This is a genomic window from Lysinibacillus odysseyi 34hs-1 = NBRC 100172, from assembly GCF_001591965.1.
GTDB classification, from domain to species: Bacteria; Bacillota; Bacilli; order Bacillales_A; family Planococcaceae; genus Lysinibacillus_B; species Lysinibacillus_B odysseyi.
Genome location: NZ_BCVX01000012.1, coordinates 21,875 through 40,474, shown reverse-complemented (window position 1 = coordinate 40,474; position 18,600 = coordinate 21,875). Strand labels below are relative to the sequence as shown.

Here is an 18,600-nt window from a genome sequence, read left to right as displayed (position 1 = left end):
CTAGCTAGAGCATGAATTATACTTAACAGTTTTAACCCAATATGGAAGGAGAAATTTCCTATGAAACGCGAATTCTCATTAGAGAATACACGTAATATTGGGATCATGGCTCACATTGATGCTGGTAAAACAACAACAACTGAGCGTATCCTTTATTACACTGGTAAGATTCATAAAATCGGTGAAACTCACGAAGGCGCTTCTCAAATGGACTGGATGGAGCAAGAGCAAGAACGTGGTATTACAATCACTTCTGCTGCGACAACAGCTCAATGGAAAGGGCACCGCGTAAATATCATTGATACTCCAGGACACGTAGACTTCACTGTAGAAGTAGAACGTTCTTTACGTGTACTTGATGGTGCGGTAACAGTACTTGATGCTCAATCAGGTGTTGAGCCTCAAACTGAAACTGTATGGCGTCAAGCTACAACTTACGGCGTACCGCGTATCGTATTCATCAACAAAATGGATAAAATGGGTGCAGACTTCTTATACTCTGTAGGCACTTTACATGAGCGTCTACAAGCGAACGCACACCCAATCCAATTACCAATCGGTGCTGAAGATGAGTTCAAAGCAATCATCGACTTAGTGGAAATGGATGTAACTTACTACGACAACGAAGAAGGTACAGCATTACGCGAAGGTCAACCAATTCCTGAAGAATATCAAGCACAAGCTGAAGAATACCGTGAAAAATTAATCGAAGCAATCGCTGAAGTTAATGAAGATATCATGGAAAAATACTTCGCTGGTGAAGAAATTTCGAAGGAAGAGCTAAAAGCTGCTATTCGTAAAGCTACAATCGCAGTAGAATTCTATCCAGTAATCTGCGGTACAGCATTCAAACACAAAGGTGTTCGTAAAATGCTTGACGCAGTAATCGATTACCTGCCATCTCCAGTAGATGTACCTGCTATTAAAGGTACTGATATCGATGGTGAAGAAGAATTAGTACGTCATTCTTCTGATGAAGAGCCATTCTCAGCTCTTGCATTCAAAGTTATGACTGACCCATTCGTAGGTAAATTAACATTCTTCCGTGTGTACTCTGGAACATTAGATTCAGGTTCATACGTACAAAACTCTACAAAAGGTAAACGTGAACGTGTAGGTCGTATCCTTCAAATGCACGCGAACAGCCGTGAAGAAATTTCTAAAGTATTCGCTGGTGACATCGCTGCTGCTGTAGGTCTTAAAGATACTACTACTGGTGACACTCTATGTGACGAGAAAAACCTTGTTATCCTAGAGTCTATGGAATTCCCAGAGCCAGTTATCTCTTTATCTGTAGAACCTAAATCAAAAGCTGACCAAGATAAAATGGGCCAAGCTTTACAAAAGCTTCAAGAAGAAGATCCAACATTCCGTGCACATACAGACCAAGAGACTGGTCAAACAATCATCTCTGGTATGGGTGAGCTTCACCTTGATATCCTAGTTGACCGTATGAAACGTGAATTTAAAGTAGAAGCAAACGTTGGTGCTCCAATGGTATCTTACCGTGAGACATTCCGTGGTTCTGCTCAAGTTCAAGGTAAATTCACTCGTCAATCTGGTGGTCGTGGTCAATACGGTGACGTATGGATCGAGTTCTCTCCAAATGAAGAGGGCGCTGGTTTTGAATTCGAAAACGCTATCGTTGGTGGTGTAGTTCCTCGTGAATACATCCCAGCAGTAGAAGCTGGACTTCGCGATTCTTTAGACCGTGGTGTTGTTGCTGGTTACCCATTAATCGACATCAAAGCTAAATTATTCGATGGTTCATACCATGACGTTGACTCCAACGAAATGGCGTTCAAAATCGCTGCTTCTATGGCTTTAAAAGCTGCTGCATCTAAATGTAGCCCAGTAATCTTAGAGCCAATGATGAAAGTTGAAGTTGTAATTCCAGAAGAGTACCTTGGTGATATCATGGGTAACATTACTGCTCGCCGCGGACGCGTTGAGGGTATGGAAGCTCGTGGTAACTCACAAGTAGTACGTGCAATGGTTCCACTATCTGAAATGTTCGGATATGCAACAACTTTACGTTCAGCAACTCAAGGTCGCGGTGTATTCTCAATGGTGTTTGATCACTATGAAGAAGTACCAAAATCAATTGCTGAAGAAATCATCAAAAAAAATAAAGGTGAATAATTGAATTTTCATCTTGTATCAAGTATAAATAACTTGTAAGCTATGATTGCATGGCTGATAAGGGCCCTTATCGGCCAGCAGTTATAACATAAAAAACTAAAACACATATTTAGGAGGCTTTCTCTAATGGCTAAAGAAAAATTTGACCGTTCGAAAACGCATGCTAACATTGGTACAATCGGACACGTTGACCATGGTAAAACAACTTTAACTGCTGCTATCGCAACAGTTCTTTCTAAAAAAATGGGTGGCGAAGCTAAATCTTACGCTGACATCGATAACGCTCCAGAAGAAAAAGAGCGTGGTATCACAATCAACACTTCTCACGTTGAGTATGAAACTGACAAACGTCACTATGCACACGTTGACTGCCCAGGACACGCTGACTATGTTAAAAACATGATCACTGGTGCTGCTCAAATGGACGGCGGTATCTTAGTAGTATCTGCTGCTGACGGCCCAATGCCACAAACTCGTGAGCACATCCTTTTATCTCGTCAAGTAGGTGTTCCTTACTTAGTAGTATTCATGAACAAATGTGATATGGTAGACGACGAAGAATTATTAGAATTAGTAGAAATGGAAATCCGTGACCTACTATCTGAATATGAATTCCCAGGCGATGACCTACCAGTAATCAAAGGTTCTGCTCTTAAAGCTCTTGAAGGAGAGCCAGAGTGGGAAGAAAAAATCATCGAATTAATGGACGCAGTTGATGAGTACATCCCAACTCCAGAACGTCAAACTGACAAACCATTCATGATGCCAGTAGAGGACGTATTCTCTATCACTGGTCGTGGTACAGTAGCAACTGGTCGTGTAGAACGCGGTCAAGTTAAAGTTGGTGACGTAGTAGAAATCGTTGGTATCCAAGAAGAAGCTAAATCAACTACTGTAACTGGTGTTGAAATGTTCCGTAAATTATTAGACTATGCTGAAGCTGGTGACAACATCGGTGCATTACTTCGTGGTGTAGCTCGTGAAGACATCCAACGTGGTCAAGTATTGGCTAAACCAGGCTCAATCACTCCACACACAAACTTCAAAGCTGAAGTTTACGTTTTATCAAAAGAAGAGGGTGGACGTCACACTCCATTCTTCTCTAACTACCGTCCTCAGTTCTACTTCCGTACAACTGACGTAACAGGTATCTGTATGTTACCAGAAGGCGTTGAAATGGTAATGCCTGGCGATAACATCGAAATGACTGTAGAATTAATCGCTCCAATCGCTCTTGAAGAAGGTACTAAGTTCTCTATCCGTGAGGGTGGCCGTACTGTAGGCGCTGGCGTTGTAGCTTCTATCCAAAAATAATTTTAGCTAATGCTAATTTTTAAGAAACCTTGAGGGGACGCTCTCAAGGTTTTTTTATATGCTTATAGTAAAAATTAACAGTAAAAGCGTTTTTTATAGTATTCTTATTGAGAGGAGGCAAAAAAATGAAAGTATTATTAATAGAAGATGATCCATCAATTTTTGAACAGATTCAGGAGCGTTTTTCCCAGTGGTCAATTTTGGTGGCTGCACCTCGTAATTTTCAAAAGGTGATGGATGACTTTCTAGCAGAGCAGCCCCAATTAGTAATCATTGATATTCAATTACCTGCGTTTGATGGATTTCACTGGTGCCGAGAAATACGTGCCATTTCAAAAGTTCCTATTCTCTTCCTTTCTTCACGTGATCATCCAATGGATATGGTAATGGCGATGCAGATGGGGGCAGATGACTTTATACAAAAACCTTTCCATATGGATGTGTTAATTGCGAAGGTGCAGGCATTATTGCGGCGTACATATGATTATAAAGAACAGCCTATGGAAATGATTCGCTGGAATGGAGCTACTCTTGATTATGATCGGGCCCTTGTTACCTATAAGGAGCAGCAGATCGAGCTGACGAAAAATGAATTCTTCATTTTAAAAATTCTTGTGAAAGCAAGCAATCAAATTGTTTCACGTGATGAGCTGATGAGAAAGCTTTGGGATGATGAACGGTTTGTAAATGATAATACATTAACCGTGAATGTTAACCGACTGCGGCAGCGTCTCGGGGAAATTGGACTTGAAGATATGATTGTCACAAAAAAAGGACTTGGTTACATGGCGGTGGAAAAATGATGATTTGGCTCTTTTTGAAAGAGCATGCAGCGTGGATCGGCTTCTTCTTCGTTACTCTTATTTGGTCGAATGTCGTCTTTACACTCGATGCCGGATTTTCGGGTGTTTCCATTTTATACTTTAATATCATTCAGTTCGTCCTACTTATTTTATTTTTAGGGTGGCGATTTATCATTGATCGCAAAGCTGTCCGGGCGTTACTCGACAGCACAGTTATGGAAGACATTAAGCCATCCGGCATGACAGCCTTTCAAAGTCTTTATAGGGATCAGTTTTTAAAAGAGCTGGAAGAGAAGGCCCAGAAAATCAACGAATTAAGTATCCAAAGGCAGGAAGAATCTGATGATTTACTTGCTTGGGTACATGAGATGAAAGCCCCTCTTACAGCAATTAAATTGATGGTTGAACAGGTGGAAGAAGTAAAACTCCGTACAAAGCTAGAGCAAGAATGGCTTCGTATTTACTTATTGCTCGACCAGCAGCTCCACCAAACGCGACTGCTGACAATTGAACAAGATAACCGACTAGAACAGGTAGGGATAAGACAGATTGTATATAAAGAGATTCGTGATTTCCAATCATGGTGTATGGAAAAAGGGATCGGCTTTGAAGTAGATGAACTTGACCAGACGGTGAAAACAGATGCTAAATGGCTGGGTTTTATCGTAAGGCAAGTGTTATCCAACGCTATTAAGTACAGTCCTGAGAATGAAATGATTCACATAACACACCATAAAGATTCTGATGGTCACCTTGTTCTTCAGATCCGGGATGTTGGAACAGGTATTAAAGCTGAGGATCTTCCAAGGGTTTTTAAAAAGTCTTATACAGGGACGGTAGGCAGAGAGTCGTCAGCTGCAACGGGAATGGGCTTATATTTGGCCAAAAGTGTTGCTGTTAAATTAGGGATTAACCTGAAGATCGATTCAACAGTAGGAAAAGGGACAACAGTAATGATCCAATTCCCTAAAGAAAATGCATATGATCAATCTTACGGTATGTGACGAAATTGTCATGTACCGTTTGTTTTTGTCATGTAAAACAAACGAAACCAAACAATCCTCCATGTAAAATAAAGATATAAGTTAGGAAGAGAGGGGTTTTCAGATGAACATTTTAACAGCGCGAAAAGTGCGTAAAGTATATGGCAAGAAGTCAACAGCCCAGGAAGTATTAAAAGGTATTGATCTGGAGGTAGAAAAAGGTGAATTCATAGGTATTATGGGCCCATCAGGTTCGGGAAAGACGACCCTGCTGAATGTGCTTTGTTCGATTGATAAGGTAACTGAAGGCATGGTAGAGATTAACGGGCAATACCTTCAAAGAATGAAGGAAAGAGAGCTGGCAAACTTCCGCCGGGATGAGCTGGGCTTTATTTTCCAAGAGTATAACTTACTTGATACATTAACAGTTAAGGAGAATATTCTGCTTCCCTTATCGATAAAAAAGATACCGAAGGCAGCTGCAGAATCAAGATTTAAGGAATTGGTACGTATCTTGGATATTGAAGGAATTGCGAATAAATATCCAAATGAAATATCAGGCGGTCAAAAGCAGCGTACATCTGCTGCCAGGGCATTAATTACAAAACCGTCTATCGTCTTTGCTGATGAACCGACAGGCGCGCTTGATTCGAAAGCAGCTACAGCTCTATTGAAAAACCTGGAGGATATTAATCATCATCAGCAAGTAACGATCATGATGGTAACACACGATGCAGTTGCTGCAAGCTTCTGTTCACGAGTGCTCTTTTTAAAGGACGGGGCGCTGTATACAGAGCTGTACCGGGGGGAAAAAGCGCGTAATGAGTTTTTCCAGCAAATTTTAAGCACGCAAAGTGTGCTGGGTGGTGACGGCTATGAGTCTTAATCAACTCGTTTTCCGCAGTATGCTGAAAAATATGAAGCAGTACTTTTTGTATTTCTTCGCGCTTATTTTCAGTGTAACATTATATTTTTCATTCGTTACGCTACAGTATAATAAATCGGTTATGGAACAGACAGCTAACAGCGGGACCGCTGCTTCCGGCTTTGAGGCAGCTACCTATATGCTGTATTTTATCGTCCTGTTCTTTGTACTATATGCAAACCACCTGTTCATGAAACGCCGCAGCAAGGAAATGGGAATGTATCAGTTAATCGGTATGACGAAGGGGTTGATTTTCCGCCTCATCGCACTTGAAAATGTCATTCTATTTGTAGGAGCCGTAGTTAGCGGAATGGTATTTGGTTTTTTAAGCTCCCGACTATTTGCAATGATTCTTCTGAAACTGCTGGAGCAAAATACTGTAGTAGAAATGGCGTTTAGCAAGCAGGCTGTGATCAAAACGGCTGTAGTGTTTGCCATTTTACTTATTATCATTTTAATTCAAATGGCTTGGATGATCAGACGTGTCACACTTATTAATTTATTTACTGCTTCAAAGCAGGCAGACGAGCGTGTTAAGCGCTTTAGCCCTGTCAAGATGGCCATTGGGGCGATTGGAATTGGGCTGATTGCATACGGCTATTATGCATCGACGAACTTGTTTGATATAAATTCAGGGGCGAATCTGTTTTTAAACATGCTTATCATTTTAGTAACGACGATCGGCGGAACATTCCTTGTCTTCCGTTTCTCTGTTTCGTTTGTCATGAATTTACTGCGTTTAAAGAAAAATGGACATTTGAATATAGTAGATGTGCTAGCTGTTACACCGATTATGCACAGGATGAAGGGGAATGCAAAATCGCTGACGTTGATCACTGTTTTAACAGCAGTATCGCTTGCGATAATGACACTTTCTTATATCTCCTATTATTCAGTTGATGTGATAGCATATCAGCAGGTACCTGCTGACTATACAATTAATAATCAGGAGATGGACGGATTTTTAAAGGCCTTAGATGAAGAAAATATTGCTCATGAGGTGAAGACATATCATCTGAAAATGGTAGAAATCCCAATGAAGGAAGTCGTGGCAGCCCCGATAGCAGAAGATATTTATTCATCAGTAGGGATTATTTCTCTCAGTGATTACCAACAGATTGATGCGGCAGCTACACTGCAAGGTGATGAAGTATTTATGGAGAGCCATTTCGGTTATCTAGCTGAAATGTTTCCTATTAAATCCGGCAAAGAATTGACGATCCGTTTAGGGACGGAAGGGAACTATAAGAACGAAAAGGTTCGAATAAAGGATGTAAGAGAAGAGCCCATTCTTACTTCAGTAAATACGGGAGGTTCGCCTATCCTCGTAGTAAGTGATGCGAAGTTTGAGCAATATCCTTCGGTCCAAGCCCCGATTATTCAACAATCGGTTATACTTCAGGACAAAAAGGATATGGAACGGGCTGACAAGCTCTATGAAGAAAATGGATCCGAGTATAGGGATGGCGTTAAGCATTCTTTTACCCGCCAAACACAAGAAGAAGTGCGTAAGGATTACTTAGGAATGCTCGGTGTTACTATTTTCACTACTGCCTTTTTAGGTTTGGCATTCTTGCTGGCGACTTGCAGTATTTTATATTTCAAACAGACAGCAGAAGCCGATGAACAGAAGGATGCATTTACGATTATGCGTAAAATCGGCTTTTCTGAGCAGGAATTGATGCGGGGTATTTATGCCAAGCAGCTGTTCAATTTTGGAGTGCCACTATTGATCGGCTTGCTGCACAGCTATTTCGCTGTTAAATCAGGATGGTTCTTGTTCGGTACAGAGCTGATGGCGCCAATGCTGATTACAATGGGGTTATATATTGTAATGTATATTATCTTTGCTATTCTCTCTATCAGTTACTATAGAAAAGTCATACGGGAAACATTATAAATAAACCAAACCATCAATTTTTTTAAAATTGATGGTTTTCTTATTGACTTCGCTATCTTAATATAGTAACTTTAACACATTAGTAATTTAGCATACGAAAGTGAAGTGTCATAGATGAATGCAGTATTAGTAGCAGTAGGCATTATGCTTGTATTAAGTCTACTTCGTATAAATGTAGTATTATCCCTGACAATTGGTGCGGTAATCGGTGGACTTGCAGGCGGCCTGCCGATTATGGAGACAATTGATGCGTTTGTCGGCGGTCTTGGCGGCGGTGCCACAATTGCCCTCAGTTATGGGCTGCTTGGCGGCTTTGCACTGGCTATCTCACGTACAGGCATCCCCGAAGTATTGGTCGGGGCGATTTTAAAGCTGGTACAGCGAGAGGGGGACTCCCAGAAAAAAGGACTGGCGAAGGCATTAATCTTCTTCGTCCTGCTGGCATTAGCAATTATGTCACAAAATTTGATTCCTGTTCATATCGCATTTATCCCGTTAATCGTGCCTCCGATGATTAAAGTAATGAACATGCTGCAGATTGACCGTCGTTTAATAGCATGTATTTTAACGTTTGGACTGATTACACCGTATATGTTCCTGCCATATGGTTTTGGCCTGATTTACCAGGATATCATTGTCACACAAATGGGTTTAGCAGGGCTTTCAGTGGAATTGAGTGATGTTCCTAAGGCAATGGCTATTGTCGCGTTAGGCATGGCTGTAGGCCTTGCAGGAGCGTTTATTACGTATCGTAAACCAAGACGGTACCAAATGATAAAAGTACAAGATACAGAGCAGTCAGAAAAGGAAATCCAGCCCCGCAACATACTCTTTGCAGCAGTAGCATTAATTGCCTCCTTGGCAGTTCAAATTCCAACAGATTCGATGATCATCGGTTCACTTGCCGGAATTGCTGTTCTGTATGTAACGGGTGCATTAAAGGTGAGAGAAGCAGATGCGGTATTGACCGAAGGAATGCGTATGATGGCATTCGTTGGTTTTGTCATGATTTCAGCAAACGGTTTCTCGGCTGTCATCAATGCTACTGGTGATGTAGAGCCATTAGTAGCAAATGCTATGGATCTTTTTGGCGGTAACGTCAGTATTACTGTTTTAGCCATGCTTGTTGTCGGACTCATCGTGACGATGGGCATTGGTTCCTCTTTTGCGACCATTCCTATCATTGCAGCGATTTTCGTTCCGCTTGCTGTAGAACTAGGTTTAAGTGAACTAGCTATCATTTGTCTGATAGGCACAGCGGGTGTGCTTGGTGATGCCGGTTCGCCAGCATCAGATTCTACTCTAGGCCCAACTGCGGGATTGAATGTGGATGGACAGCATAATCATATCTGGGATACATGTGTACCGACATTTATTTTCTATAATATCCCGCAAATACTTTTTGGCTGGTTAGCCGTCGTTTTCTTCTTATAGTAATAGGAGTCGCTTTCATCAATGAAGGCGGCTTATTTTAATGGAATAGTAGTCAGAATATTTTATTTTGTAATATTTGAGTTCTTTAGGGTTGCTTTCACTTACTGTCTCTTATATACTAGAAAACGGCTCAGAAAGAGCGAATGTATCCAAAGATATAACATTATAGTCACGGGAAAAAGAATTTTGCTGAAACACTTGCGAACTTCTTTTTTATTGTATATAATGTTGAATGTTGGTCTTTGACTGCGATGAAGCGAGAGGTTGCCGACACACCCGGCCGCTTTGCCATGGCGCGTGTGTGGGAAATTTTCGTGGAGAATGTCTAGAAAATAGGCGAGAAGGAGGGAAAATTATGGCAAAACAAAAGATTCGTATCCGTTTAAAAGCGTATGATCACCGTATCCTTGATCAATCTGCTGAGAAAATCGTGGAAACAGCGAAACGTTCAGGTGCAAGTGTGTCAGGTCCGATTCCACTTCCAACTGAGAAGTCTGTGTACACAATCTTACGTGCTGTTCACAAGTACAAAGATTCTCGTGAACAATTCGAAATGCGTACGCATAAACGTCTAATCGATATCGTTAACCCAACACCACAAACTGTTGATGCGTTAATGAAACTTGACTTACCATCTGGCGTTGATATCGAAATCAAACTTTAATGGTAAAAACAAATATAACTTTTTAAAACTTATAGGAGGTGTGACGAATGGCTAAAGGAATCTTAGGTAGAAAAATTGGCATGACTCAAGTTTTCGCTGAGAATGGCGACCTAATCCCAGTAACAGTTATTGAAGCTTCTTCAAACGTAGTACTTCAAAAGAAAACTGTTGAAACTGACGGTTACGAAGCGATTCAAGTTGGTTTCGAAGACAAGCGTGTAAAGCTTGCTAACAAACCGGAACAAGGTCATGTAGCAAAAGCAAATACTGCTCCTAAGCGCTTCATTCGTGAGTTCCGCAATGTAAACGTGGAAGAGTACGAAGTTGGTCAAGAAGTCAAAGTAGAAATTTTCGCAGAAGGCGATGTAGTTGATGTAACAGGTGTTACTAAAGGTAAAGGTTTCCAAGGTGTAATCAAACGCCACGGACAATCTCGTGGTCCTATGGCCCACGGTTCTCGTTACCACCGTCGTCCTGGTTCAATGGGTCCAGTTGCTCCGAACCGCGTATTCAAACAAAAGAAATTACCTGGTCAAATGGGTGGTCATGTAGTGACAATCCAAAACCTTGAAATCGTTAAGGTTGATGCAGACCGCGGCTTATTATTAGTTAAAGGTAATGTTCCTGGTTCTAAAAAAGCTCTTGTTGCAGTAAAAACTGCAATCAAATCTAAATAATTCTCTGAAGAAAGGAGGACACAGGAATGACAAAGGTATCTGTACTTAGTCAAACAGGTGCTTCAGTTGGTGAAATCGAATTAAACGATGCGATCTTCGGAATCGAGCCAAATGAAGCTGTATTATTCGACGCTGTAATCGCTCAACGCGCTTCACTACGTCAAGGTAATCATAAAGTAAAAAACCGTTCTGAAGTTGCTGGTGGTGGTCGTAAGCCATGGCGTCAAAAAGGAACTGGTCGTGCACGTCAAGGTTCAATCCGCTCTCCACAATGGCGCGGCGGTGGTATCGTATTCGGTCCAACTCCACGTAGCTATGCTTACAAATTACCGAAGAAAGTTCGTCGCTTAGCTCTTAAATCTGCTTTATCAGCAAAAGTGGTTGAACAAAACTTCGTAGTTCTTGATGCATTAACTCTAGATGCACCAAAAACAAAAGATTTCGCTGCTATCTTAAAAGCATTAGAAATCAATAAAAAAGCTCTTTTCGTAACAGCTGAGCTTAACGAAAACGCAGCTTTATCTGCACGTAACATCCCTGGTGTTACTGTTTTAACTGCAAACGGAATCAACGTTCTTGATCTATTAGGTCATGACAAAGTTGTATTCACTCAAGATGCAGTAAAAAAAGTTGAGGAGGTGCTTGGATAATGGAAGCACGTGATATCATTAAACGTCCGGTCATTACTGAGCGTTCTTCTGAAATTATGGCAGAGAAAAAGTATACTTTCGAAGTAGACACTCGCGCTAACAAAACACAAGTGAAGCAAGCAGTAGAAGAAATCTTTGGCGTTGAAGTTGATAAAGTAAACATCATGAACTACAAAGGTAAATTCAAACGCGTTGGTAAATTCGGTGGTTTCACTAACAAACGCCGTAAAGCAATCGTGAAATTGACTGCTGATTCAAAAGAAATCGAATTATTCGACATCTAATCCATTAAGGATTTAATTGAACAATACAGAAGGAGGGAAAACACATGGCGATTAAGAAGTATAAACCAACCTCAAATGGTCGTCGTAACATGACGTCATCTGACTTTGCGGAAATCACAACTAATAAACCTGAAAAGTCTTTATTAGAGCCAACGAAACGCAAAGCTGGTCGTAACAACCAAGGTAAAATTACTGTTCGTCATCATGGTGGTGGTCATAAGAAGCAATACCGCGTAATCGACTTCAAACGTCTTAAAGACGGCATTCCAGGACGCGTTGCTACTATCGAATATGATCCAAACCGCTCTGCGAATATCGCATTAATTAACTACGCTGACGGTGAAAAGCGTTATATCCTAGCTCCGAAAGGTCTTGAAGTAGGTCAAACGATCGTTTCTGGTCCAGAGGCTGACATCAAAGTAGGTAACGCATTACCATTAGCAAACATTCCAATGGGTACAACAATCCATAACATCGAGTTAAAACCTGGTAAAGGTGGCCAATTAGTGCGTTCTGCTGGTACATCTGCACAAGTACTTGGTCGTGAAGGCAAATACGTAATCGTTCGTCTTCAATCTGGTGAAGTTCGCCTTGTATTAGCTACTTGCCGTGCTACAATCGGTCAAGTTGGTAACGAACAGCACGAACTTATCCACATCGGTAAAGCAGGTCGTTCTCGTTGGTTAGGTAAACGCCCAACTGTTCGTGGTTCTGTAATGAACCCTAACGATCACCCACACGGTGGTGGTGAAGGACGTTCTCCAATCGGACGTAAATCTCCAATGACACCTTGGGGTAAACCAGCTCTTGGTTATAAAACACGCAAAAAGAAAAATAAATCATCTAAATTTATTATTCGTAGTCGTAAAAAATAATGTGATTGAACTACGGTTCGTATCGAGAGCCGTGGTCGAATCACGGAGGGAGGTTCCTAAATGGGTCGCAGCTTAAAGAAAGGACCTTTTGTAGATGACCACTTAATGAAAAAAGTGGAAGCGCAAGAGGCTTCTGAGAAAAAACAGGTTATCAAGACTTGGTCTCGCCGTTCAACTATCTTCCCGAACTTCATCGGTTTAACAATCGCTGTATATGATGGACGTAAACATGTTCCTGTATACGTGACAGAAGATATGGTAGGACACAAACTTGGTGAGTTCGCACCGACACGTGCTTATAAAGGTCACGGTGCAGATGACAAGAAAACAAGACGCTAATTTTGAGAGGAGGTAAATCCTAATGACACAAGCTAAAGCTATCGCTCGTACAGTTCGTATCGCTCCTCGTAAAGTACGTCTAGTTGTAGACTTAATTCGAGGTAAGCAGGTTGGTGAAGCAGTTGCAATTTTACGTCATACTCCAAAAGCGGCGTCTCCAGTCGTTGAAAAAGTATTAAAATCTGCAGTTGCTAACGCTGAACACAACTATGAGTTAGACATCAACAACCTAGTTGTTTCTGAAGTTTTTGTTGACGAAGGTCCAACATTAAAACGTTTCCGTCCACGTGCTCAAGGACGTGCAAGCGCAATTAACAAACGCACAAGCCACATCACTGTAGTGGTATCTGAGAAGAAGGAGGGTTAATCCGTGGGTCAAAAAGTACATCCAATAGGACTACGCGTTGGTATTATTCGTGACTGGGAGTCAAAATGGTTCGCTGAAAAAGACTACGCTGATCTTTTACACGAAGATATCAAAGTCCGTAAATATATCGAGTCTTCACTTAAAGATGCATCTGTATCTAAAGTTGAAATCGAACGCGCTGCAAACCGCGTAAACATCACAATTCACACTGCGAAACCAGGTATGGTAATCGGTAAAGGCGGTACGGAAGTTGAAAACTTACGTAAATACCTTAGCGATTTAACTGGCAAGCGTGTACACATCAACATCGTTGAAATTAAAAGAGCAGATTTGGATGCTCGTCTAGTAGCTGAAAATATCGCTCGTCAACTTGAGAACCGCGTATCATTCCGCCGTGCTCAAAAACAAGCAATCCAACGCACAATCCGTGCTGGTGCAAAAGGAATTAAAACACAAGTATCTGGTCGTTTAGGTGGCGCTGATATCGCGCGTGCTGAACACTATTCAGAAGGAACTGTTCCACTTCATACTTTACGTGCTGACATTGATTATGCACACGCTGAAGCTGACACAACTTATGGTAAGCTTGGTGTTAAAGTATGGATCTATCGTGGTGAAGTCCTTCCAACTAAGAAGAACTCTGTGGAAGGAGGCAAATAATAATGTTATTACCTAAACGCGTAAAATATCGTCGTGAACACCGTGGTAACATGCGTGGCGAAGCGAAAGGCGGTAAAGAAGTAACTTTCGGTGAGTGGGGCCTACAAGCTCAAACTGCATCTTGGATTACAAACCGTCAAATCGAATCTGCCCGTATTGCTATGACACGTTACATGAAACGTGGCGGTAAAGTTTGGATCAAAATCTTCCCGCATAAGCCTTACACTAAAAAGCCTCTAGAAGTCCGCATGGGTTCTGGTAAAGGTTCTCCAGAAGGCTGGGTAGCAGTAGTAAAACCAGGAAAAGTAATGTTCGAAATTGCCGGTGTATCTGAAGAGGTAGCACGTGAGGCACTTCGTTTAGCATCACACAAACTTCCTGTTAAATGTAAGATCGTAAAACGTCAAGAAACTGGTGGTGAATCTAATGAAAGCTAATGAAATCCGTGAGCTTGCCACTTCTGAAATTGAATTGAAAGTGAAATCACTGAAAGAAGAGCTTTTCAACCTTCGCTTCCAATTGGCGACTGGTCAATTAGAAAACACAGCTCGCATCCGCGAAGTTCGTAAAGCGATTGCGCGTATGAAAACTGTGATTCGCGAAAGAGAAATCAGTGCACAATAATACTGATAAAGGAGGTTTTCAGGCATGACTGAGCGTAACCAACGCAAAGTTTACACTGGCCGTGTTGTTTCTGACAAAATGGACAAAACTGTTACAGTTTTAGTTGAAACTTACAAGAAACATAAATTATACGGTAAGCGTGTAAAGTACTCTAAAAAGTTTAAGGCTCATGATGAGCTAAACACAGCGAAAATCGGTGATATGGTTCGTATCATGGAAACTCGCCCGCTATCAGCTACTAAACGTTTCCGCGTAGTGGAAGTTGTAGAGAAAGCGGTTATTATCTAATAACTATTTCGGAAATTTCGTAAGTAGCCAAATTCCGAAGGGAGGTAACCTAAGTGATCCAACAAGAAAGTCGTATGAAAGTTGCTGACAACTCAGGTGCACGTGAAGTATTAACAATTAAAGTACTTGGTGGTTCTGGCCGCAAGACTGCTAACATCGGCGATATCGTCGTATGTACAGTTAAGAAAGCAACACCAGGTGGCGTTGTCAAGAAAGGTGACGTTGTTAAGGCTGTTATCGTTCGCACTAAATCTGGTGTACGCCGTAAAGATGGTACTTATATCAAATTTGACGAGAACGCTTGCGTAATCATCAAAGATGACAAGTCTCCACGCGGAACTCGTATTTTCGGACCTGTTGCACGTGAATTACGTGATAGCAGCTTCATGAAGATCGTTTCTCTAGCTCCAGAAGTTCTTTAATTTCATGATAGTACCAATCAAGGAGGTGCGACACATAATGCATGTTAAAAAGGGCGACAAAGTAAAAGTAATTACTGGTAAAGATAAAGGTAAAGAGGGCGTAATCTTAGCTGCTTTCCCTAAACAAGACCGAGTGATTGTTGAAGGTGTAAACATCGTTAAGAAACACGTTAAACCTAACCAGCTTAACCCACAAGGTGGTATTGTATCTCAAGAAGCTGCAATCCACGTTTCGAACGTAATGCTAATCGATCCAAAATCTGGCGAGCCGACTCGCGTAGGTTACAAAATCGAAGACGGCAAAAAAGTTCGTGTTGCAAAAAAATCAGGTGTAGTAATCGACTAATAGCAAATAGATGAAGGGAGGTAAAACTACATGAGCCGCCTAAAAGAAAAATATTTAAATGAAGTTTCTCCTGCTCTTATGAGCAAGTTTGAATATAAATCAGTTATGCAAGTGCCAAAAGTTGAAAAAATCGTAATCAACATGGGTGTTGGTGACGCAGTTCAAAACTCTAAAGCATTAGATGCAGCTGTAGAAGAATTAACAATCATCACTGGTCAAAAACCAGTAGTAACAAAAGCAAAAAAATCGATCGCAGGTTTCCGTCTTCGTGAAGGTATGCCTATCGGTGCTAAAGTTACACTACGCGGTGAGCGTATGTATGAATTCTTGGATAAATTAATCGCAATCGCACTTCCACGTGTACGTGACTTCCGTGGTGTTTCTAAAAAAGCATTCGACGGTCGCGGGAACTACACATTAGGTGTGAAAGAGCAACTAATTTTCCCTGAAATCGATTACGATAAAGTTTCGAAAGTACGCGGTATGGACATCGTGATCGTAACGACTGCGAATTCTGATGAAGAAGCTCGCGAGTTATTGACACAATTCGGTATGCCGTTCCAGAAGTAATTAAAACAAGGAGGGCGAAAACGTGGCTAAAAAATCAATGATCGTTAAACAACAACGTAAGCAAAAGTTTAAAGTCCAAGAATATACACGTTGTGAACGCTGTGGCCGTCCACACTCTGTATATCGCAAATTTAAACTTTGCCGTATTTGTTTCCGTGAACTTGCATATAAGGGACAAATTCCTGGCGTTAAGAAAGCCAGCTGGTAATCCCCTAAATTTGGGAAGGAGGTAAATTTTCATGACAATGACTGATCCGATTGCAGATATGCTTACTCGCATCCGTAATGCGAACATGGTTCGTCACGAAAAATTAGAAGTTCCAGCTTCTAATGTAAAAAAAGAAATCGCTGAAATCTTAAAGCGTGAAGGTTTCATCCGTGACGTAGAGTACGTAGAGGACAACAAGCAAGGTATCATCCGTATCTTCTTAAAATACGGTAAAGATAATGAGCGTGTTATCACTGGCTTAAAACGTATTTCTAAACCGGGTTTACGCGTATACGCAAAAACAAACGAAGTACCTAAAGTATTAAACGGTCTTGGTATCGCTTTAGTATCAACTTCACAAGGTTTATTGACTGATAAAGAAGCTCGCGCTAAACAAGTTGGCGGAGAAATCTTAGCATACGTTTGGTAATTAGCAATAAAAAGAATGGAGGTGCAACTAAATGTCTCGCGTAGGTAAAAAGGTTATCGAGGTACCTGCTGGCGTTACTGTAACTGTAGAAGAAAACAACACAGTAACTGTTAAAGGTCCAAAAGGCGAATTAACTCGTCAATTCCACAAAGATATGAAAATCGAGCAAGAAGGCAACATCATCACTGTTGTTCGCCCTTCTGAATCTAAAGAACACCGTACAAACCACGGTACAACTCGTGCGTTACTAGCTAACATGGTAACTGGTGTGTCTGAAGGTTTCACTCGCTCTCTAGAACTTATCGGTGTAGGTTACCGTGCTCAATTACAAGGCAAAAAGCTAGTATTGAACGTTGGTTACTCTCATCCAGTAGAGTTCACACCAGAAGAAGGTTTAGAGGTTGAAGTTCCTTCAAACACTAAAATCATCGTTAAAGGTATTTCAAAAGAGCGTGTAGGTGCATTAGCATCTAATATCCGTGACGTACGTCCACCAGAGCCTTACAAAGGTAAAGGGATCCGTTATGAAGGCGAATTCGTTCGTCGTAAAGAAGGTAAAACAGGTAAATAATGCTGCATAAGCATTAGAAAGGAGTGACCTCTATGATTACGAAACAAGATAAAAATCAAGTTCGTAAGAAACGTCATGGGCGTGTTCGTTCTAAGATCTCAGGTACTGCTGAGCGTCCACGTTTAAACGTATTCCGTTCAAACAAGAACATCTATGCACAATTGATCGATGACGTAGCTGGCGTAACTTTAGTTTCTGCTAATACTCAAGAAAAAGGTTTCGAAGGTACTGGCTCAAACACAGAAGCAGCTGCTAAAATCGGTGAAATCATCGCAAAACGCGCTGTTGAAAAAAATATTACTACTGTGGTATTTGACCGTGGTGGTTACTTATATCATGGACGTGTAAAAGCTTTAGCTGAAGCTGCACGTGAAAACGGCTTAGAATTTTAATAAGAAGGAGGGACATACTTCATGAGTCGCATTGACGCAAACAAATTAGAACTTGAAGAACGCGTAGTTACGATTAACCGCGTTGCTAAAGTTGTTAAAGGTGGTCGTCGCTTCCGCTTCACAGCATTAGTTGTTGTTGGAGATAAAAACGGTCATGTAGGTTTTGGTACTGGTAAAGCTCAAGAGGTTCCAGATGCAATCCGCAAGGCTGTTGAAGACGCGAAGAAAAACTTAATCGAAGTACCACGCGTGGGTGGAACTACTCCACACTTAGTGCAAGGTCGCTTCGGTGCAGGTTCAATCTTAATCAAACCTGCTGCTCCTGGTACAGGAGTAATCGCTGGTGGTCCAGTACGTGCTGTACTAGAACTTGCTGGTATTACTGATATTCTTTCAAAATCTCTAGGTTCAAACACACCAATCAACATGGTGCGTGCAACTGTAGCAGGTTTATCTGAATTGAAACGCGCAGAGGAAGTAGCTAAACTACGCGGTAAATCAGTGGAAGAATTATTAGGATAAGGGGGGAATTATAATGGCTAAATTACAAATCACCCTTACTAAATCTGTGATCGGTGTTAAACCGGCACAGCGTAAAACTGTTGAAGCTCTTGGCTTACGTAAAACAAACCAAACTGTAGAACAAGCTGATAACGCAGCTATTCGCGGTATGTTAACAAAAGTAGCTCACTTAGTTACTGTAAAAGAAATCTAATTTCAACAACATTGAAC

27 protein-coding genes are annotated in these 18,600 nt (G+C 41.2%); all 27 read left to right on the top strand.

The genetic code is table 11. The annotated features are described in order from the left end of the window. The first annotated feature begins 60 nt into the window (after nt 1-60). Nucleotides 61-2,142: an elongation factor G gene (gene fusA, locus BOD01S_RS17935; RefSeq protein WP_036151978.1), complete on the top strand. Its 2,082-nt coding sequence runs from the start codon at nt 61-63 to the stop codon at nt 2,140-2,142. A 126-nt stretch (nt 2,143-2,268) separates the two neighbouring features. Continuing rightward, the gene (gene tuf, locus BOD01S_RS17930; RefSeq protein WP_036151976.1) at nt 2,269-3,456 is read left to right on the top strand and encodes an elongation factor Tu; all 1,188 of its coding nucleotides are present in this window, start codon (nt 2,269-2,271) and stop codon (nt 3,454-3,456) included. 125 nt (nt 3,457-3,581) lie between these two features. Beyond that, on the top strand, nt 3,582-4,259 hold the full coding sequence (locus BOD01S_RS17925; protein ID WP_036151974.1) for a response regulator transcription factor: 678 nt from the start codon (nt 3,582-3,584) through the stop codon (nt 4,257-4,259). Beyond that, nucleotides 4,256-5,263 carry a sensor histidine kinase gene (locus BOD01S_RS17920; RefSeq protein ID WP_233153160.1) on the top strand — a complete coding sequence of 336 codons (1,008 nt, stop codon included), beginning with the start codon at nt 4,256-4,258 and terminating at the stop codon, nt 5,261-5,263. The genes BOD01S_RS17925 and BOD01S_RS17920 overlap by 4 nt, the downstream gene beginning before the upstream one ends. Before the next feature lie 103 nt (nt 5,264-5,366). Further along, nucleotides 5,367-6,128, top strand: coding sequence for an ABC transporter ATP-binding protein (locus tag BOD01S_RS17915; protein ID WP_036151970.1), 762 nt, complete (start codon nt 5,367-5,369; stop codon nt 6,126-6,128). Then, nucleotides 6,118-8,067: an FtsX-like permease family protein gene (locus BOD01S_RS17910; protein ID WP_036151968.1), complete on the top strand. Its 1,950-nt coding sequence runs from the start codon at nt 6,118-6,120 to the stop codon at nt 8,065-8,067. The genes BOD01S_RS17915 and BOD01S_RS17910 overlap by 11 nt, the downstream gene beginning before the upstream one ends. Before the next feature lie 114 nt (nt 8,068-8,181). Further along, a complete protein-coding gene (locus BOD01S_RS17905; protein ID WP_036151966.1) occupies nt 8,182-9,501 on the top strand; it encodes a Na+/H+ antiporter family protein in 1,320 nt (439 codons plus the stop codon). A 355-nt stretch (nt 9,502-9,856) separates the two neighbouring features. Beyond that, on the top strand, nt 9,857-10,165 hold the full coding sequence (rpsJ, locus tag BOD01S_RS17900; protein WP_004233624.1) for a 30S ribosomal protein S10: 309 nt from the start codon (nt 9,857-9,859) through the stop codon (nt 10,163-10,165). Between the two features lie 47 nt (nt 10,166-10,212). Then, complete coding sequence (gene rplC, locus BOD01S_RS17895; RefSeq protein ID WP_036151964.1) at nt 10,213-10,842, top strand: 50S ribosomal protein L3; 630 nt, start codon at nt 10,213-10,215, stop codon at nt 10,840-10,842. Between the two features lie 26 nt (nt 10,843-10,868). Then, nucleotides 10,869-11,492 carry a 50S ribosomal protein L4 gene (rplD, locus tag BOD01S_RS17890; protein WP_036151961.1) on the top strand — a complete coding sequence of 208 codons (624 nt, stop codon included), beginning with the start codon at nt 10,869-10,871 and terminating at the stop codon, nt 11,490-11,492. After that, nucleotides 11,492-11,776, top strand: a complete 285-nt coding sequence (rplW, locus tag BOD01S_RS17885; protein ID WP_036151959.1) for a 50S ribosomal protein L23 — start codon at nt 11,492-11,494, stop codon at nt 11,774-11,776. Before rplD ends, rplW begins: the two co-directional genes overlap by 1 nt. A 44-nt stretch (nt 11,777-11,820) precedes the next feature. Further along, nucleotides 11,821-12,651, top strand: coding sequence for a 50S ribosomal protein L2 (gene rplB / locus BOD01S_RS17880; RefSeq protein ID WP_036151956.1), 831 nt, complete (start codon nt 11,821-11,823; stop codon nt 12,649-12,651). A 60-nt stretch (nt 12,652-12,711) separates the two neighbouring features. Then, nucleotides 12,712-12,990, top strand: a complete 279-nt coding sequence (gene rpsS, locus BOD01S_RS17875) for a 30S ribosomal protein S19 (protein WP_036151954.1) — start codon at nt 12,712-12,714, stop codon at nt 12,988-12,990. Nucleotides 12,991-13,012: 22 nt separating this feature from the next. Further along, on the top strand, nt 13,013-13,357 hold the full coding sequence (rplV, locus tag BOD01S_RS17870) for a 50S ribosomal protein L22 (RefSeq protein ID WP_036151952.1): 345 nt from the start codon (nt 13,013-13,015) through the stop codon (nt 13,355-13,357). A gap of 3 nt (nt 13,358-13,360) precedes the next feature. Continuing rightward, nucleotides 13,361-14,017 (top strand): 30S ribosomal protein S3, encoded by a 657-nt coding sequence (rpsC, locus tag BOD01S_RS17865; RefSeq protein ID WP_036151950.1) that lies wholly within the window; start codon nt 13,361-13,363, stop codon nt 14,015-14,017. 2 nt (nt 14,018-14,019) lie between these two features. Then, complete coding sequence (gene rplP / locus BOD01S_RS17860; RefSeq protein ID WP_004233644.1) at nt 14,020-14,454, top strand: 50S ribosomal protein L16; 435 nt, start codon at nt 14,020-14,022, stop codon at nt 14,452-14,454. Further along, nucleotides 14,444-14,641, top strand: coding sequence for a 50S ribosomal protein L29 (gene rpmC, locus BOD01S_RS17855; RefSeq protein WP_036151947.1), 198 nt, complete (start codon nt 14,444-14,446; stop codon nt 14,639-14,641). The genes rplP and rpmC overlap by 11 nt, the downstream gene beginning before the upstream one ends. A 24-nt stretch (nt 14,642-14,665) precedes the next feature. Then, nucleotides 14,666-14,929: a 30S ribosomal protein S17 gene (gene rpsQ, locus BOD01S_RS17850; protein ID WP_036151945.1), complete on the top strand. Its 264-nt coding sequence runs from the start codon at nt 14,666-14,668 to the stop codon at nt 14,927-14,929. Between the two features lie 53 nt (nt 14,930-14,982). After that, complete coding sequence (gene rplN, locus BOD01S_RS17845) at nt 14,983-15,351, top strand: 50S ribosomal protein L14 (protein WP_036151943.1); 369 nt, start codon at nt 14,983-14,985, stop codon at nt 15,349-15,351. Nucleotides 15,352-15,388: 37 nt separating this feature from the next. Next, a complete protein-coding gene (gene rplX / locus BOD01S_RS17840) occupies nt 15,389-15,697 on the top strand; it encodes a 50S ribosomal protein L24 (protein ID WP_036151941.1) in 309 nt (102 codons plus the stop codon). Between the two features lie 30 nt (nt 15,698-15,727). Further along, nucleotides 15,728-16,267, top strand: coding sequence for a 50S ribosomal protein L5 (rplE, locus tag BOD01S_RS17835; protein WP_036151939.1), 540 nt, complete (start codon nt 15,728-15,730; stop codon nt 16,265-16,267). A gap of 22 nt (nt 16,268-16,289) precedes the next feature. Beyond that, complete coding sequence (locus BOD01S_RS17830; protein WP_004233656.1) at nt 16,290-16,475, top strand: type Z 30S ribosomal protein S14; 186 nt, start codon at nt 16,290-16,292, stop codon at nt 16,473-16,475. A 31-nt stretch (nt 16,476-16,506) separates the two neighbouring features. Further along, the gene (gene rpsH, locus BOD01S_RS17825; RefSeq protein ID WP_036151936.1) at nt 16,507-16,905 is read left to right on the top strand and encodes a 30S ribosomal protein S8; all 399 of its coding nucleotides are present in this window, start codon (nt 16,507-16,509) and stop codon (nt 16,903-16,905) included. A 31-nt stretch (nt 16,906-16,936) separates the two neighbouring features. Further along, the gene (rplF, locus tag BOD01S_RS17820; RefSeq protein WP_036151934.1) at nt 16,937-17,476 is read left to right on the top strand and encodes a 50S ribosomal protein L6; all 540 of its coding nucleotides are present in this window, start codon (nt 16,937-16,939) and stop codon (nt 17,474-17,476) included. A 32-nt stretch (nt 17,477-17,508) separates the two neighbouring features. Next, nucleotides 17,509-17,868, top strand: a complete 360-nt coding sequence (rplR, locus tag BOD01S_RS17815) for a 50S ribosomal protein L18 (RefSeq protein WP_036151932.1) — start codon at nt 17,509-17,511, stop codon at nt 17,866-17,868. Between the two features lie 21 nt (nt 17,869-17,889). Beyond that, nucleotides 17,890-18,390, top strand: coding sequence for a 30S ribosomal protein S5 (gene rpsE / locus BOD01S_RS17810; RefSeq protein ID WP_036151930.1), 501 nt, complete (start codon nt 17,890-17,892; stop codon nt 18,388-18,390). A 10-nt stretch (nt 18,391-18,400) separates the two neighbouring features. After that, a complete protein-coding gene (gene rpmD / locus BOD01S_RS17805) occupies nt 18,401-18,583 on the top strand; it encodes a 50S ribosomal protein L30 (protein ID WP_174523103.1) in 183 nt (60 codons plus the stop codon). Nucleotides 18,584-18,600: the final 17 nt, after the last annotated feature.